This window comes from Massilia sp. LjRoot122, assembly GCF_964252725.1.
In the GTDB taxonomy this organism is placed as follows: domain Bacteria; phylum Pseudomonadota; class Gammaproteobacteria; order Burkholderiales; family Burkholderiaceae_D; genus Telluria.
In genome coordinates this window covers 4,271,313-4,286,243 of record NZ_CAXUPB020000001.1, presented here as the reverse complement: position 1 = coordinate 4,286,243, position 14,931 = coordinate 4,271,313, and the positions used below count along the sequence as shown (strand labels likewise).

The 14,931-nt window shown below is 63.1% G+C and carries 12 protein-coding genes; 6 read left to right on the top strand and 6 right to left on the bottom strand.

Going from position 1 to position 14,931, the window contains the following annotated elements; genetic code table 11:
* Positions 1-10 precede the first annotated feature (10 nt).
* The 4 genes from fliQ to ACSQ25_RS18785 are packed head-to-tail and all read left to right on the top strand — an operon-like array spanning position 11 to position 4,310.
* Positions 11-280, top strand: coding sequence for a flagellar biosynthesis protein FliQ (gene fliQ / locus ACSQ25_RS18800; protein WP_436107186.1), 270 nt, complete (start codon positions 11-13; stop codon positions 278-280).
* Between the two features lie 16 nt (positions 281-296).
* Positions 297-1,082, top strand: a complete 786-nt coding sequence (gene fliR, locus ACSQ25_RS18795; RefSeq protein WP_436107185.1) for a flagellar biosynthetic protein FliR — start codon at positions 297-299, stop codon at positions 1,080-1,082.
* The gene (flhB, locus tag ACSQ25_RS18790) at positions 1,072-2,211 is read left to right on the top strand and encodes a flagellar type III secretion system protein FlhB (RefSeq protein WP_436107184.1); all 1,140 of its coding nucleotides are present in this window, start codon (positions 1,072-1,074) and stop codon (positions 2,209-2,211) included. The genes fliR and flhB overlap by 11 nt, the downstream gene beginning before the upstream one ends.
* A complete protein-coding gene (locus ACSQ25_RS18785) occupies positions 2,208-4,310 on the top strand; it encodes a flagellar biosynthesis protein FlhA (RefSeq protein ID WP_436107183.1) in 2,103 nt (700 codons plus the stop codon). Before flhB ends, ACSQ25_RS18785 begins: the two co-directional genes overlap by 4 nt.
* Before the next feature lie 18 nt (positions 4,311-4,328).
* Here the strand turns inward: ACSQ25_RS18785 and ACSQ25_RS18780 are convergent, their stop codons facing one another.
* The 6 genes from ACSQ25_RS18780 to ACSQ25_RS18755 all read right to left on the bottom strand — a co-directional run bounded on the left by ACSQ25_RS18780 (position 4,329) and on the right by ACSQ25_RS18755 (position 11,548).
* Positions 4,329-5,171 (bottom strand): hypothetical protein, encoded by an 843-nt coding sequence (locus ACSQ25_RS18780; RefSeq protein WP_436107182.1) that lies wholly within the window; start codon positions 5,169-5,171, stop codon positions 4,329-4,331.
* Positions 5,172-5,253: 82 nt separating this feature from the next.
* The gene (locus tag ACSQ25_RS18775) at positions 5,254-6,180 is read right to left on the bottom strand and encodes a flagellin (RefSeq protein ID WP_436107181.1); all 927 of its coding nucleotides are present in this window, start codon (positions 6,178-6,180) and stop codon (positions 5,254-5,256) included.
* A gap of 152 nt (positions 6,181-6,332) precedes the next feature.
* The gene (locus ACSQ25_RS18770) at positions 6,333-7,508 is read right to left on the bottom strand and encodes a DegT/DnrJ/EryC1/StrS family aminotransferase (RefSeq protein WP_436107180.1); all 1,176 of its coding nucleotides are present in this window, start codon (positions 7,506-7,508) and stop codon (positions 6,333-6,335) included.
* Positions 7,505-9,595: an O-linked N-acetylglucosamine transferase family protein gene (locus tag ACSQ25_RS18765; RefSeq protein ID WP_436107179.1), complete on the bottom strand. Its 2,091-nt coding sequence runs from the start codon at positions 9,593-9,595 to the stop codon at positions 7,505-7,507. Before ACSQ25_RS18765 ends, ACSQ25_RS18770 begins: the two co-directional genes overlap by 4 nt.
* A gap of 447 nt (positions 9,596-10,042) precedes the next feature.
* On the bottom strand, positions 10,043-10,606 hold the full coding sequence (locus tag ACSQ25_RS18760; protein WP_436107178.1) for a hypothetical protein: 564 nt from the start codon (positions 10,604-10,606) through the stop codon (positions 10,043-10,045).
* A 3-nt stretch (positions 10,607-10,609) separates the two neighbouring features.
* A complete protein-coding gene (locus ACSQ25_RS18755; RefSeq protein WP_436107177.1) occupies positions 10,610-11,548 on the bottom strand; it encodes a DapH/DapD/GlmU-related protein in 939 nt (312 codons plus the stop codon).
* A 241-nt stretch (positions 11,549-11,789) separates the two neighbouring features.
* Between ACSQ25_RS18755 and dusA the strand changes: the two genes are divergently transcribed.
* Together dusA and ACSQ25_RS18745 are read left to right on the top strand one after the other, a co-directional pair.
* Positions 11,790-12,782: a tRNA dihydrouridine(20/20a) synthase DusA gene (gene dusA / locus ACSQ25_RS18750; protein WP_436107176.1), complete on the top strand. Its 993-nt coding sequence runs from the start codon at positions 11,790-11,792 to the stop codon at positions 12,780-12,782.
* Between the two features lie 371 nt (positions 12,783-13,153).
* Complete coding sequence (locus ACSQ25_RS18745; RefSeq protein ID WP_436108107.1) at positions 13,154-14,926, top strand: methyl-accepting chemotaxis protein; 1,773 nt, start codon at positions 13,154-13,156, stop codon at positions 14,924-14,926.
* The last annotated feature ends 5 nt before the right edge of the window (positions 14,927-14,931 follow it).

Genomic DNA, 14,931 nt, shown 5'->3' with positions numbered 1-14,931 from the left:
AGAGAGTGAGATGAGTCCTGATATCGCTGTCGACCTGGTGGTCGAAGCCCTGCAGGTCGTGATGCTGCTGGTCCTGGTGCTGGTGGTGCCGGGCCTGGTCACGGGCCTGATCGTGGCGCTGTTCCAGGCCGCGACCCAGATCAACGAGCAGACCCTGAGCTTCCTGCCGCGTCTGCTGGTGACGCTGGCCGCGGTGATCCTGGCCGGCCACTGGATGACCTCCACGCTGATGGATTACTGCATGTCGGTGTTCCAGCGCGCGGCCACGCTCGCGACCTGACGGAATCCGGAAACGAATGGAGCTGGTCGGCTTCCTGCTGCCGCTGATGAATGCCTTGTGGTGGCCGTTCTGCCGCATCATGGCGATGCTCTCGACCGCTCCGGTGCTGGGCGAGGGCATGGTGCCCTTGCCGGTGCGCGCGCTGCTGTCGGTGGCGCTGTCCTTCATGATGCTGCCTCTTACCACGCAGGCCGCCGGCGCGATGCCCGATCCGTTCTCGCTGGCCGGGGTGGTGGCGATGGTGGAGCAGGCCGTGATCGGCGGCGTGCTCGGGCTGGCGCTGCAGTTCGCGATGGCGGTCATGTCGATGCTCGGCTTCCTGGCGTCGAGCCAGATCGGCTTCTCGATGGCGCAGATGAACGACCCGATGAACGGGCAGGCCTCGGACGTGGTGTCCGGCCTGCTGTCGCTGCTGGCGATCCTGGTGTTCTTCGGGATCGACGGCCACCTGGTCCTGATGGGCGTGGTGGGCCAGAGCTTCAAGGCCTGGCCAGTCGGCGCCGGCTACGGGCCGCTGCTGCTGGAAGCAGTGGCGCTGAACGTGGCCTGGATATTTTCCGCGGCGGTGCTGCTGGCGCTGCCGATCGTGTTTTCGACAATGGTGGTGCAGGTCGGGTTCGGTTTCCTGAACCGGGTTGCGCCGAGTTTGAACCTGTTTTCGCTGGGCTTCTCGCTGGTGACGATCTTCGGTCTCCTGATGCTGGTGCAGGTGGTGCGTTTCATCCCCGAGCATTACATTGCGATGACCAACCAGATCCTGGAGATGCTGCAGGAGCAGATGAGGATAGCGCATGGCCGATAGCGGCACCGGTGGCGACAAGACCGAAAAGCCCTCAGCGCAGAAGCTCAAGAAGGCGCGCGAAGAGGGCCAGGTCGTCCGCTCGAAAGACTTGGCGACGGCAGTCGGCATCCTGTGTGCCCTGAAGCTGTTGGCCATGCTGCTGCCGGGCTACCTCGAGTCCTTCCGTTCGCTGTTCCGGCTGGTATTCGTGCCGCTGGGCGAAGCCGGCGCGATCGAGAACGCGATGTCGGTGGTGTTCACCGGCGCGCTGCTGCTGCTGGTGAAGATGGTGCTGCCGCTGGCGGTGGTGCCGGCGGTGATCGTGGCCGCCAGCGTCTTCCCGGGCGGCTGGGTGGCCTCCAGCAAGAACATGGCGCCGAAGTTCAGCCGCATGAGCCCCATCACCAACCTGGGCAACCTGTTCTCGCAAAAGCACTGGATCGGCTTTGCGACGTCCGCCGCCAAGGCGATCGTGCTCGGTTTCGTGCTGTGGCACGTGGTGGGCTCCGGCATGAAGGCCTATGTCGAGTTGCAGCGCATGCCGCTGAGCGATGCGCTGGGCGGGGGCGCCGCGCTGATGCTGGACGGCCTGATGGCGATGGTGGCGGTGTTCGTCGTGTTCGCGCTGATCGACGTGCCGGTGCAGTCCTTCCTGTTCACCAAAAACCAGCGCATGAGCAAGCAGGACCTGAAAGAAGAACACAAGAGCAATGAGGGCAGGCCCGAGGTGAAGCAGCGCATCCGCCAGCTGCAGCGCCAGCTGGCCCAGCGCAGCGTGCGCAAGAGCGTGCCGACCGCCGACGTCGTGATCGTCAACCCGGAGCACTACGCGGTGGCCCTGAAGTACGACATCGACCGCGCCGAAGCGCCGTTCGTGGTGGCCAAGGGCGTCGACGAGATGGCGCTGTACATCCGCCGCGTGGCGCGCGAGCACAAGATCGAGACCGTGTCGCTGCCGCCGCTGGCGCGTGCGATCTACAACACCAGCCAGGTGCAGCAGCAGATCCCTGCGCAGCTGTACCAGGCCGTATCGCAGGTACTGAACTACGTCCTGCAACTGAACGCGTTCCGTGCAGGCCGGCGCCAGGCGCCCCCACGGTTCCCCAACGAGGTGGTGGTTCCATCTCATTTGAGTGAGGTTTCCGCATGAGCATTTTCACCAACTTCAACGCCTTCGTCTCGGAGCTGAAGCGCCAGAAGTTCGCCGGGCCGGTCTTCCTGATCGCGCTGCTGGCGATGATCATGTTGCCGCTGCCGCCGGTGCTGCTGGACGTGCTGTTCACGTTCAACATCGTGCTGGCGCTGATCGTGATCCTGGTGTCGGTGACGGCCAAGCGTCCGCTCGACTTCTCGGTGTTCCCGACCGTGATCCTCGGCACCACCCTGATGCGCCTGGCGCTGAACGTGGCCTCGACCCGCGTGGTGCTGCTGAATGGCCACACCGGCTCGGATGCCGCGGGCCACGTGATCGAGTCCTTCGCCAACGTCGTCATCGGCGGTAACTTCGTGGTCGGCCTGGTGGTGTTCGTGATCCTCATGATCATCAACTTCATCGTCGTCACCAAGGGCGCCGAGCGCATCTCGGAAGTGTCGGCGCGCTTCACACTGGACGCGCTGCCGGGCAAGCAGATGGCGATCGACGCCGACCTGAACGCGGGCCTGATCAACCAGGAACAGGCGAACCAGCGCCGCAAGGACGTGGCGGCCGAAGCCGACTTCTACGGCGCGATGGACGGCGCCTCCAAGTTCGTGCGCGGCGACGCCGTCGCCTCGATCCTGATCCTGATCATCAACCTGGTCGGCGGTATCGCGATCGGCGCCCTGATGTACGACCTTCCGCTGGGCGAAGCCGCCAAGGTGTATGCACTGCTGACCATCGGTGACGGCCTGGTGGCCCAGATCCCGGCGCTGCTGCTGTCGGCGGCAGCGGCGATCCTGGTGACCCGCATCGGCGAATCGGGCGACCTCGAGCAGCAGGTGGGCGGCCAGCTGCTGGCCCAGCCGGCGGTGCTGTTCTCGGCGGCCGGCGTGATGGTCGTGCTCGGGCTGGTGCCGGGCATGCCGACCTTTATCTTCTTCGTGTTCGCCGGCGTGGTGGGCTATGTCGGCTGGAAGCTGAGCAAGCGCGTCAAGGCGCCCGACAACGCGGGCGTGGCGGCGATCGAGGCCGCCCTGCGCGACGAGCGCGCGCCCGACCTCGACTGGCAGGCGCTGCCGGTGGTGCAGCCGGTGACGGTAGCGGTGGGCTACAAACTGGTGGGCATGATCGACAAGGCCCAGGGCGAGCCCTTACCTAAGCGCATCAAGGGCGTGCGCCAGAGCCTGTCGGAGCAGATGGGCATGTTGCTGCCCGCCATCGGCGTGCGCGACGACCTGGCGCTGCGTCCCTCGCAGTATGCGATCAGCCTGTCGGGCACGGTCGTGGCCGAGGCCGAGGTGATGCCGGACCACCTGATGGCGATCCCGTCACCCAACGTCTACGGGGAGCTGGATGGCATCCCGGGCATCGAGCCGGCCTACGGCATGGCGATCACCTGGATCGCGCCGGAGCAGAAGGCCGATGCGCTGGGCCTGGGTTACCAGGTGGTCGAGGTGTCGAGCGCGATCGCCACCCACACCTCGAAGGTGGTGCGCGAATACCTGCACGAGCTGTTCCGCCACGAAGACGTGCCGGCGATCCTGGAGCGCCTGACCGCGCTCTCGCCGAAGCTGGCCGGGGCGCTGGAAAAGGCGCTGACCCACACCCAGCTGTTGCGCGTGTTCCGCGTGCTGCTGGCCGAGGGCGTGTCGCTGAAGGACATCGTGGTGGTCGCCACCACGCTGCTGGACAGCTCGGAGACCACCAAGGATCCGATCCTGCTGGCGGCCGAGGTACGTTGCGCGCTGCGGCGCCAGATCGTGTCCGGCCTGTTCGGCAAGAAGAAGGACATGCCGGCCTTTAACCTCTCGGCCGAGCTGGAAAACATGCTGCTCGGTTCCCTGAACCAGGCGCGCCAGAACGGCGGCGGCAAGGTCGCGCTGGACAACTACCCGATCGACCCGCAGCTGCTGTCCCAGCTCCAGATCAACATGCCGGTGGCACGCGAACAGATGAAGCAGCAGCACACCCCGCCGCTGCTGCTGGTGCTGCCGCAGGTGCGCCCGCTGCTGGCGCGCTACGCCAAGCTGTTCGCGCCGGGGCTGCACGTGCTGTCGTATAACGAGATTCCCGAGAACCGGGACGTGTCGATCGTCGGGACGGTCGGCTGACCTGTCCGTGATGAAGCATCAGGGTGCCGGCCTGGCTTCGCGCGGCAGCACCAGGGCCAGTTCGGCCACGGCGCGGAACACGGGGAGCGTCAGCACCTGCACCACATCGCTCGATGCCATCCGCGCGTGCACCGGCGCCAGCGGCAACCGGTCGCGGTAGCGCCAGCGCAGCACCTGCAAGCCAGCGCGCGCGATCGCGTTTTCCAATTCCGGCTGCAGCCTGTGCAGCCGTTCCAGCGCCGCCGCATCCGGGGCGCAGAGTTCCACCGCCAGTCCGCCGGGGAGCGCTTCCACCTGCACCACGACCGCGGTGCCATCGTCCAGTTCCAGTTCGAGGCGCAGCGCGGCCCGGCTGCGCCGGCGCCGGCCGGACGCGCCGTCCGGCTGTTCGTGTACCACACCCAGGTGCTGGTCTTTCTGGCCACCCGCATGCACCGTGAAGCGCCATGCGTCCTGCAGGAAAAGGGGATGTTCAGCCTGGCGCAGCACGCGCCCTTCCTGGTGCGCCGCCAGTACCGCCGGCGCAAGCTGACCGGCGTGGGCGCGCAGTTCACGCTCGGTGATCTGCTTGCCGTACTGGCGCACCATGGCCTGCCAGGATGCGGCCAGGGTGCGGCTGTCGGCAGCCTGGAAGTGCATCTGGCGCGCCAGGAAGACCTGGTCGGGACGCATCGCCAAACCTTCCGGTCCCGGTTCGGCCTGGGCCGCCGGGGTGGGCGCAAGCGGCTGGGACACCGGGAAGGGCAGCTCACCGCCATCGAAAGGCGTCAGGGCAACGGGAGCCGCCGCCGCCACCGCGCCGACACTGAGCGGCGTTGCGGCAGGCGGCAGGAGCGGGACGATGGACGGGATGCTGGCCATTACGATTCACTTATGAAAAAAAAGGCCAGCCTTTCGCGGGCTGGCCTTTCGATACTACCCGAACTCTGCCCGGGATCGAGGATTACTGCAGCAGCGACATGACCATCGACGACATGCTGTTGGTCTGCTTCAGCATGGCGGTCGAAGCTTGCATGAGCATCTGCTTCGACGTCATGTTCGAGGACTCGGTCGCGAAGTCGACGTCCATGATGCGGCCGGTTGCAGCCTTGGTGTTGTTGCTGATGTTGTTCAGGTTGTTGTACACGTGCTCCAGGCGGTTCGACGCTGCACCGAGCTGCGAACGGACAGCGCTGACGCTCTCGATTGCCGTCTTCAGCTTATCGATCGTGTTGTTTGCGTTGGTCGCGCCGACGGTGGCCGTCGTGGTGGCCGTGTCGGAGATCTCGCTACCGGCTGAAGCGGCGCCGGTCGTGATGGCGGCGCCACCATTGAATCCACCTGCTGCCGCGACGATGTCGTTATGCATGGTTGCCAGTGCACCGGTCGTGCCGCTGATATCGAACGACATCGTTTCGGACTTTTCCGAGCCGATCTGGAAGGTCACTGCAGCATTGAATTTACCGTCAGTGGTATTGGCGAGCAGCTTGGTGCCGCCGAAGGAGGTGTTGGCGACGATGTTGCTCAGTTCGTTGGTCAGCGCATCGTACTCACCCTGCATCGCTTTCTGGTCGCCGGCCGAGGACGAGCCGTCGGCTGCCTGGGTTGCCAGGTCCTTCATGCGGTTCAGGATGTTGCTGACTTCGTCCAGCGAACCTTCGGCGGTCTGCATCATCGAAATCGAGTTCTGGGTGTTGCGCATTGCCACTGCCATGCCGCTGGTCTGGGCTTTCAGGCGGGTTGCGATCTGCAGGCCTGCAGCGTCGTCCATGGCCGAGTTGATACGGAAGCCGGTGGACAGGCGGGTCATCGAGGTCGACAGACCGTGCTGGGTGCGGCTGATCGAATTTTGTGCGGACAGAGTAGCGGCGTTGGTGTGAAGGCTCAGCATTTGAAGCTCCTGAATAAAGTGGTCTGTTTTCCGGAGCGTGATTTCTTACGCTCTCATGAGTACAAGACGACCGTTTTGGGCTCGGCATTAAATGCCACATGGAAATTTTTTGAATTTCTTTTGTGGCTTGCACAAAAAGCACGACAACAGGCTCAGGCGCGGGTGCGGATGGCGGTACGGATCACCTGGACCACGGTGTCGATCGCGGCGGCGTCCATGGTTTGCCCGGTCGGCAGGACGACCACGCTGGCGGCGACGGCCTCGGTTGCCGGCAGCATCAGTCCGGCATGCGGGAAGAGGGAGCGGTAGGGCTCCATCCTGTGGCTGCCCGGCCAGAAGTAGCGCCGGGCCATGATGTTCTCGGCCCTCAGGATGTCGACCAGGCGGTCGCGGGAAACCGGGCAGTCGGCGCCGACCTCCAGGATCACATACTGGTAATTGTTACGCTCCTTGTCGTTGTAGCTCACCATGCGCACACCGGGGACGCCTTCCAGGGCCGCGCGGTAGGCTTCGTAGTTGCGGCGGTTGGCGGCGATGACCTCGTCCACCGACTCCAGGTTGACCAGTCCCATCGCGGCGGCAATCTCGATCATCTTGCCGTTCGTGCCCGGATGGATGACTTCGTCGAGGCCGGAAAAACCGAAATTGCGCATCAGGCGCGCCTTGGTCGCCAGTTCGTCGTCGTTGGTGACGATGGCCCCGCCTTCGAAGCTGTTGAAAAACTTCGTCGCATGGAAGCTGAGCACTTCGCAGGCGCCGAAATTGCCGATCATTCGCCCTTGGTGGGTGCAGGAGAAGGCGTGCGCGGCATCGAACATCAGCTTCAGCCCGTGTTCGTCGGCGATCTCCTGCAATTCGGCCACCGGCGCGGGGCGGCTCCACAGGTGGACGCCGATGATGCCGGTGGTGCGTGGCGTGATCATCTTGCGCACCGCAGCCGGGGACAGCGTATGCGTGGCCGGATCGATGTCGGCGAACACCGGCGTAATCGACTGCCATTGCAAGGCATGCGCGGTGGCGACGAAGGTGTACGAGGGTACGATCACCTCGCCCTCTAGCCCGAGGGCGCGGATCGCGATTTCGAGGGCGATGGTCCCGTTGCACATCGCGACGCAATGCTTGACGCCCAGGTGCTGCGCCACCCTGGCTTCGAATTCCTTGACCAGCGGGCCGTCATTGCTGAGCCAGCGCCGGTCGAAGATCTCGCCGACGTAGTGCATGAAGGCGTCGCGGTCGCCGATATTCGGGCGACCTACGTGTAAGAGTTGTTCAAACGCAGGTTGGCTGCCATTGATGGCAAGGTCTTCAGGACCGCGAATGGTTTTCATGCCGTGGTTTCCTCGTTGGAAGCGTTGGACAGGTCGGACAGGCGAACCTTGAGGTGTTCCGGCGGCAGGCCGGCGCACCAGCGTTGCCACATCAGGCGGAACGCGTGCTCGGCGCCGGCCGCGGTAATGCCGGGATAACCGACGAGCGAGTTGGTGAAACGCTCACGCATGCTGGCGCGCATTGCCGCCAGCGCGGACAGGTTCCCGGACAGGAAGACGCCCAGCTTGATATAGGTGTCCTCATCGGGGGCGACGAAGGAGCTCAGTCCGAGGTGGGCGAGGTAGAAGGCCACCGACTGGCTCGGGTTGGTTGGCCCCATGGTACACAAGGTCGGCACGCCCATCCAGAGCGCGTGGGCGATCGTGGTCGAGCCCGTATAGGGGAAGGGGGTCAGGCAGAGATCGACTTCATGATGTTGCGCCAGGTAGTCACGCATTTTGGCGCGGGGACGAAGGATCACGCGGCTGCGGTCGATTCCCTCTTCTTCGAACCAGCCGAGCATCCTGGCCGCGCCATCGTCGTTGGCAATACCGCCCAGCAGCATTTTCGAGTCAGGAACTGCACGCAATAATTTTGCCCATTGCGTCACGACTTCGCGGCTGACCTTGTTCAGGCGGTGAAAACTCCCGAAGGTCAGGTAGCCATTGCGTAAAGCCGGCAGCTCGTTCACCGGTGGGGCTACCGGGTCGGGCATGAAGGGGGCGACCAAGGGAATGCGGGCAATTTTTTCGGAAAACTGGCTTTCGTAACGTCCCTCGGGCAGGCGAAACGCGTCGGCCATGTAGTAATCCATGGTTTTCAAGCCTGTCGTACCGGCATAGCCGATCCAGCTGACCTGCACCGGTGCGGGCTTCCTGCCGAACAGCGCCAGGCGGTTATGCAGTGAATGGCTGGACAGGTCGATCAGGATGTCGATTCCGTCTGCCCTGATCTTGCTCGACGCTGCCTCATCGTCGAGCCCGGCGATCGAATGCCAGTGCGCGATGTGGCCGCGCAGTCGCTCGGTCGCCTCATCTTCGATCGTGCCGTTGCTATAGACGTGCAGGCTCAGCTGCGTGCTGTGCTTGAGCACCTCGAAGACCGGCTCGATGAAGCTGGTGACGGCGTGATTGTAGAGGTCGGCCGAAACGAAGCCGATGCGCAGGCAGCGCGCGGGATCGCGATCGTTCGCATGTGCTTCCCAGCTGGGCGCATCCCAGCGTTCGCCGAATCCCAGGTGGGCGCGTGTCAGCTCGACCGGGTCCGTGGTGGTGTGGCTCAACATGAACAACATCGTGCTGTACATGCCGCTCTTGCGGGGAGCGAGCTCCGTCGCGCGCCTGGCAAGACGTACAGCCTCTTTACCTTGCCCGAGTTCGAAGCAGGTAAAGGCGAGCGAACCGAGGGCGTCCAGGTGGTCGGGCGCGATCCGCAGCGCCTGCTCGAACATGTCACGGGCCGCCTGTAGCTGCTTCAGCTTGAGCAAGGCCACGCCCATGGCGCTGATGACGTCCGGATCGCCCGGCTTGAGCGCGAGCGCCTGCCGGTAGATGGCTTCCGACGCCTCGTCCTGCTTGAGCCGGCGCAGGCAGCGGCCCAGCTGGAGCAGGGTGTCCACATGGTCCGGATACAGCGCGAGCACGCGCCGGTAGGCATCGGCGCCTGCCGCGTCGCCGGACAAGGCGTGCTGCGCCTTTGCCAGGCAAAAATGCAGCGCTGGATCGTCCGGAAACAGTGCCAGGCCGCGTTCGGCACTGGCTGCGGCGTCTTCGAACTGCCTGGTGTCGTACAGTGCGGCGCTCAGGCCCCGGTGCAGCGCCGCATTCCTTTCCTGGGCAAGCAATCCGCGGCGATACGCGTCAATGGCTTGCGCAGGCTTTTCAAGCGCATGCAGGGCAGTCGCAAGCGTCTCATGCAGCGACGTCAGGCGAGGGTTGAGTTGAAGCGCCTTACGCTGGCTGGCGACAGCCTCATCGAGCTGGCCAAGTTCCTGCAGCTCCAGGCCGAGCAGCGCATGCGCGTGCGCGTCCAGCGGAGTGGCGCGGACGGCGCGCCGGCATTTCTCCAGCTTGGTCAACTGCACGGCATTCTTGGCGCGTGCCTTCATGATGCTTTCCTCATTGGGAGCAGGGAAAGGGGGGGCGATGCCAGGAGTGCCCCGGGATTATTGTTAGGACCGATGACGAACTTCATTGCAGAGTGTCCAGAAAAGGGAAGAACTTCGGCTTTAATGCCGCACGGAAAGTTTTACCTGGATTGTACCTGCTGTTTTTTCCCTTGCGGATGAGAAGGCAGGGAACAGGCTGAATGAGGGGATGCAGACCAAGATATCTCGTCTCAAGCGTGGGTCAGGCGCAACAGGTGGACAGCGGCGCCCGCGCCGGGCGGCGGGGCGCCGAATCGAAGGGAGGAGGCGATCCAATAACGCATTGCGAGTCTGGCATCGCGATACCGATGCCGACCGCAATGGTAGTTCCGAAACCGGCGTGTCAGTAAAAACCCATACACGGCGAGGCCGCTTGTCGAGCGACAGGCGGCCGCATCGGAATGAGGTTCACTCCTTGTTCTTCCGATAGAACTGGGCAGGTGAGCCGTACCACACTTCGTTATCGGGCACGTCATGCCGGACCTGAGAACACGCGCCGATTTCGGCATTGGCGCCGATCGTCACGCCAGGCATGATGACGACGTTCGCACCGAAGCGCGCCCCTTTTTTCAGGCGGCCGACGACCTTTTCGCTGTTCCTGCTGAGGACAGGGGTGTCGGTCACGACGAACGAGTATTTCATGATCACGTCGTCTTCGACAATCGTGCCGGCCGACAGCGTGCACCGACTACCCATCGACACATTGCTTCCGAGTTGGCAACCGTCACGGATTTCGCAATACGCCGTGAGCGAACAATGTGAGCCGATAACGACTTTCTTGCCGACCTTGGAATAGGTTCCCACCTTGCTGTTCGGACCGATCTTTGCGCCCGCCAGGATGGTGACGAAATCCTCGATCACGCAGCCGTCCGCGATCTCGACCTCGGCTTCGATGATGACGAACCGGCCGATCGACACGTTCTCTGCAATCTTCGCACTTTCTGCAATACAGCTAAAAGCCTGGGCGCTCATGTATCAATCGTCCTTTTTATCTATTTTCTTGGGTACGCCGCTCAGCCGCGTTTTCGTCGGCTGGGAGCTTTTTGCGGGCACGCCCATCAACACCAGATGAGAATCGCGAACGCTCTCGACCACGACGGCACCTGCACCGACGGTCGTATCTGCAGCCAGGGTGATCATGGGGCGGACAACGGCAGCCGAGCCAAAAAAGCAGCGCTCGCCCGTGGTGACGTTGCCTGCCAGGCTGACGTTGTTGGCGAAGTGATTGTTGGCCCCGATCGTACAGCCATGTCCTAGCTTGGTGCCGTGCGCGACCACGGTGCCATCGCCAATGAGCGTGTCCTCATTGACCGAGCCGCGGACGATGGAAATATCGCTACCTAAAAAGCAATTATTGCCAACAATGACTCCACCAATTTGCGGCTGGACGATCCGCTCGCCGCTTGCGCTATCCCACACCCAGGCAACGCCGCTGGCGCCGATTGTCGAGTGCGATTCAATGACCGTGTGTTCGCCGATAACACAGTTGTCGCCGACAACGATATGGGAAGCCAGTACAGCCCCGGTCCGGATCTCGGCCTTGCCAATGACGCAATATGGTCCGATTTCGACGCCAGGGGAAATCAGCGCTGCCGGGTCGATGATTGCGGAAGGGTGCACGCCTTTATTTACCTTGTTACCGAAATAAAAGCGCATCAGCTTATAAAATGCTATCTGCGGATGAGAAACCTTGACGACGCAATTAGAAGCATCGAACCCTTCCTCGCTCGAGCACAGAATCAGGGAATTCCTGATGTGGCCCGTGCTCGCGCCCTCGACGTAATAAATCCCGCGTTCTTCGATCTTCCTGAGGCTCTTGAATCTCAGGGAGTGCAGTTCGAGCCGGCTCGATTCGAAGGGGATGCCTAGCTCGCTCAGCGTTTCCTTGATTTGCTCAGTTGTAAAGACTTGCATCGCCGACCAGTTCCTCAATGTGGCGCCTGGCTTGTCAGTCTTGTCAGGCGGTATATCTACGTTGCATCAGCGGACCGCATTTGTCAACAAGACCCAGGACGGTTCGACGCCCTTTTAGGGTAATATGCGCAGCCCGCGAACGTCGCCGAAGCGCCGGCATCCATTCCAGCCTCGATTTTCCGGGCCCATGCGAGAACCCCTGCCTTCACCGGGGATGTCTCTGAAACGGACGTGTGATTTGATGAAAGACAGCAAGAGAAAACTTAGCGTAGCCCCCATGATGGATTGGACCGACCGCCACTGTCGCGTCTTCCATCGCCACATCACCCGTCACACCTGGCTGTACACCGAGATGGTCACCACCGGCGCCCTGGTCTACGGCGACGTCGAGCGCCACTTGCGCTACAACGAGCTGGAGCACCCCATCGCGCTGCAGCTGGGCGGCAGCGACCCGGCCGACCTGGCGAAAAGCGCCAAGCTGGGCGAGCAGTGGGGCTATGACGAGATCAACCTGAACTGCGGTTGCCCGTCCGAACGGGTGCAGAAGGGCGCCTTCGGCGCCTGCCTGATGGGGGAGCCGCAACTGGTGGCAGACTGCGTCAAGGCGATGCGCGACGCGGTGTCGATCGACGTCACGGTCAAGCACCGGATCGGCATCGACTACAACGAGGAATACGGCTTCGTGCGTGACTTCATCGGCACCATTGCCGACGCCGGCTGTCAGACCTTCATCGTTCACGCCCGCAATGCCGTGCTGAAGGGGCTGTCGCCGAAGGAAAACCGCGAGATTCCGCCGCTGCGCTATGAAGTCGCCTACCAGCTCAAGCGCGAGTTCCCGGCACTGGAAATCATCATCAATGGCGGCATCAAGACGGATGAGGAGATCGCCCAGCATCTGCAGCATGTGGACGGCGTCATGCTGGGCCGCGAGGCTTATCACAACCCCTGGGTCATGGCGACCTGGGACCGCTTGTTCTACGGCGATACCAGCGCGCCCATGAAGACCCGGGTACAAGTCCTGGAAGCGATGCTTCCTTATATCGCCGAGCAACTGCGCCTGTATGGCCAGCATGGCCTCAAGCTGAACAGCATCACCCGCCACATGCTGGGCATCATGACCGGCTTGCCCGGGGCGCGCGCCTTCCGCCAGATGCTGTCCGATCCCAAGAAGCTGGCCGGTGCCGATCCCATGCTGTTGCTGGAGGCGGCCGGGCGCATGCCTGCCGTTGCCTGAGCCGGCATCCTGGCCTTGTTCTCCCACTAAAGGCGTACTTCGGTACGCCTTTTTAGTTTCTTGTCGGCAAATTGATACATTTCCTTGTCGGATTGTATAGCCATGTTCCGAAATGCTTGCCGTGCGGCAAGCCTGCACGCATAATTTCTTTCACTACCTCACACGTTGAAACGCATCAACACTGTTGTTGAGCTGAAACAGTTCGATGACGGCGGTCGATTTCGACTTTCCGGGCGGAATTTTTGATTTATCCTGTCGGAAATACTCATAGCTCATAACGATCTATGAAAACGCGTCGCACGGCGCCAGGATCCGGGCGAATTCGATCAATAGATGAACAGGGATGAACAGGAATGGCTTTTTTGAATAACTTGAAGGTCGGTACCCGCCTCGCACTCGGCTTTGCACTGGTGCTGGTGTTGCTGGTGGTCGTGACCGTGGTCGGCATCCTGCGCATGGCGCAGATCCAGGACCGCCTCGACAAGGTCGTGAGCGTCAGCAATGTCTCGACCGCCCTCGTGACCGACATGCGCAACAACGTCGGCGACCGCGTCGCCTCGCTGCGCGTCCTGACCCTGATGACCGACCCGGCCGACATGGAGCCGGAAATGGTCAAGTTCAAGGAACAGACCCGCAAATACGACGAAGCCCAGAAGAAACTGTCTTCGCTGTTCGCGGCCCATGCCAGCGACAAGGAAAAGGCACTGCTGGCCCAGGTCAAGGAATTCGAGGGCGCCGCCATGCCGGCCATCGCCAAGGCATCGGAACTCTACCTGGCCAACAACGCGATGGACGCCACCCGCGTCATGATCCGCGAAGTGCGTCCGGTGCAGAAGAAGTGGACCGAGGCACTGGACCAGCTGGCCCTGCTGGAAGAAAAGCAGAACGCCCAGAGCAAGGCGGACGCCCAGTCGGAATTCGAGAACGCCCGTAACTTCATGATCGTCCTGCTGCTGGCCGCCGTCGCCATGGGTGTCGTCGCAGCCTGGCTGATCTCGCGCAGCCTGCGCAAGCAGCTCGGCGGCGAACCGGCCTATACCGCCAAGATCGCCGCCAGCATCGCCCACGGCGACCTGGCCGTGGCGATCGAGACCGAAGAATCGGACCGCGGCAGCCTGCTGGTCGAAATGAAAGAAATGCGCAACAGCCTGGTCGGCATCGTCGAACAGGTGCGTCGCGGCACCGAGACCATCGGTACCGCCTCGCGTGAAATCGCAGCCGGCAACATCGACCTGTCCTCGCGTACCGAACTGCAGGCCAGCTCGCTGGAAAAGACCGCGTCGGCCATGGAAGAACTGACCTCGACCGTCAAGCAGAACGCCGACAACGCCCGCCAGGCCAACGCCCTCGCCGCAACCGCATCGGACGTGGCCCGCAAGGGTGGTGAAGTGGTGTCCCAGGTGGTCGGCACCATGGGCGAGATCAACAGCTCGGCCAGCAAGATCTCCGACATCATCGGCGTGATCGACGGCATCGCCTTCCAGACCAACATCCTGGCGCTGAACGCCGCGGTGGAAGCCGCCCGTGCCGGCGAACAGGGCCGCGGCTTCGCAGTCGTGGCATCGGAAGTGCGCAACCTGGCCCAGCGTTCGGCTGCGGCGGCGAAAGAGATCAAGACCCTGATCGGCGACTCCGTCGAGAAGGTCGAGCGCGGCAGCAAGCTGGTCGGCCAAGCCGGCGTGACGATGGATGAAGTGGTGACGAGCGTGAAGCGCGTGACCGACATCATGAGCGAAATCGCCAACGCCAGCGCCGAGCAGAGCGCCGGTATCGAACAGGTCAACCTCTCGATCATCGAGATGGACAGCATGACCCAGCAGAACGCCGCCCTGGTGGAAGAGGCCGCTGCCGCCGCGCAGAGCCTGCAGGACCAGGCGGGCGAACTGGCCCGCGTCGTCAGCATCTTCAAGCTGAGCGAGGGCGAGCAGTACCAGGCTGAGGCCTCTGCCCCGGCCGTAACCGGCACCGCCGTCGTGGTGCGCCCGGCCGCCGCCAAGCGTCCGGCACCGGCCCTCAAAAAGCCGGCGGTGAAGAAGCCGGCAGCACCAGGCAAGGCCGCGGCTGCGCAGGATGATGCAGCCGCACCGGCGCCGAAGGCCAGGAAAGCAGCCACCGTCGCCAGCGACGAGTGGGAAGAATTCTAAGAGAG

Coding starts and splice junctions, on each gene's coding strand:
- fliQ (WP_436107186.1), top strand. CDS start 11: ATGAGTCCTGATATCGCTGTCGACCTGGTGGTCGAAGCCCTGCAGGTC.
- fliR (WP_436107185.1), top strand. CDS start 297: ATGGAGCTGGTCGGCTTCCTGCTGCCGCTGATGAATGCCTTGTGGTGG.
- flhB (WP_436107184.1), top strand. CDS start 1,072: ATGGCCGATAGCGGCACCGGTGGCGACAAGACCGAAAAGCCCTCAGCG.
- ACSQ25_RS18785 (WP_436107183.1), top strand. CDS start 2,208: ATGAGCATTTTCACCAACTTCAACGCCTTCGTCTCGGAGCTGAAGCGC.
- ACSQ25_RS18780 (WP_436107182.1), bottom strand. CDS start 5,171: ATGGCCAGCATCCCGTCCATCGTCCCGCTCCTGCCGCCTGCCGCAACG.
- ACSQ25_RS18775 (WP_436107181.1), bottom strand. CDS start 6,180: ATGCTGAGCCTTCACACCAACGCCGCTACTCTGTCCGCACAAAATTCG.
- ACSQ25_RS18770 (WP_436107180.1), bottom strand. CDS start 7,508: ATGAAAACCATTCGCGGTCCTGAAGACCTTGCCATCAATGGCAGCCAA.
- ACSQ25_RS18765 (WP_436107179.1), bottom strand. CDS start 9,595: ATGAAGGCACGCGCCAAGAATGCCGTGCAGTTGACCAAGCTGGAGAAA.
- ACSQ25_RS18760 (WP_436107178.1), bottom strand. CDS start 10,606: ATGAGCGCCCAGGCTTTTAGCTGTATTGCAGAAAGTGCGAAGATTGCA.
- ACSQ25_RS18755 (WP_436107177.1), bottom strand. CDS start 11,548: ATGCAAGTCTTTACAACTGAGCAAATCAAGGAAACGCTGAGCGAGCTA.
- dusA (WP_436107176.1), top strand. CDS start 11,790: ATGAAAGACAGCAAGAGAAAACTTAGCGTAGCCCCCATGATGGATTGG.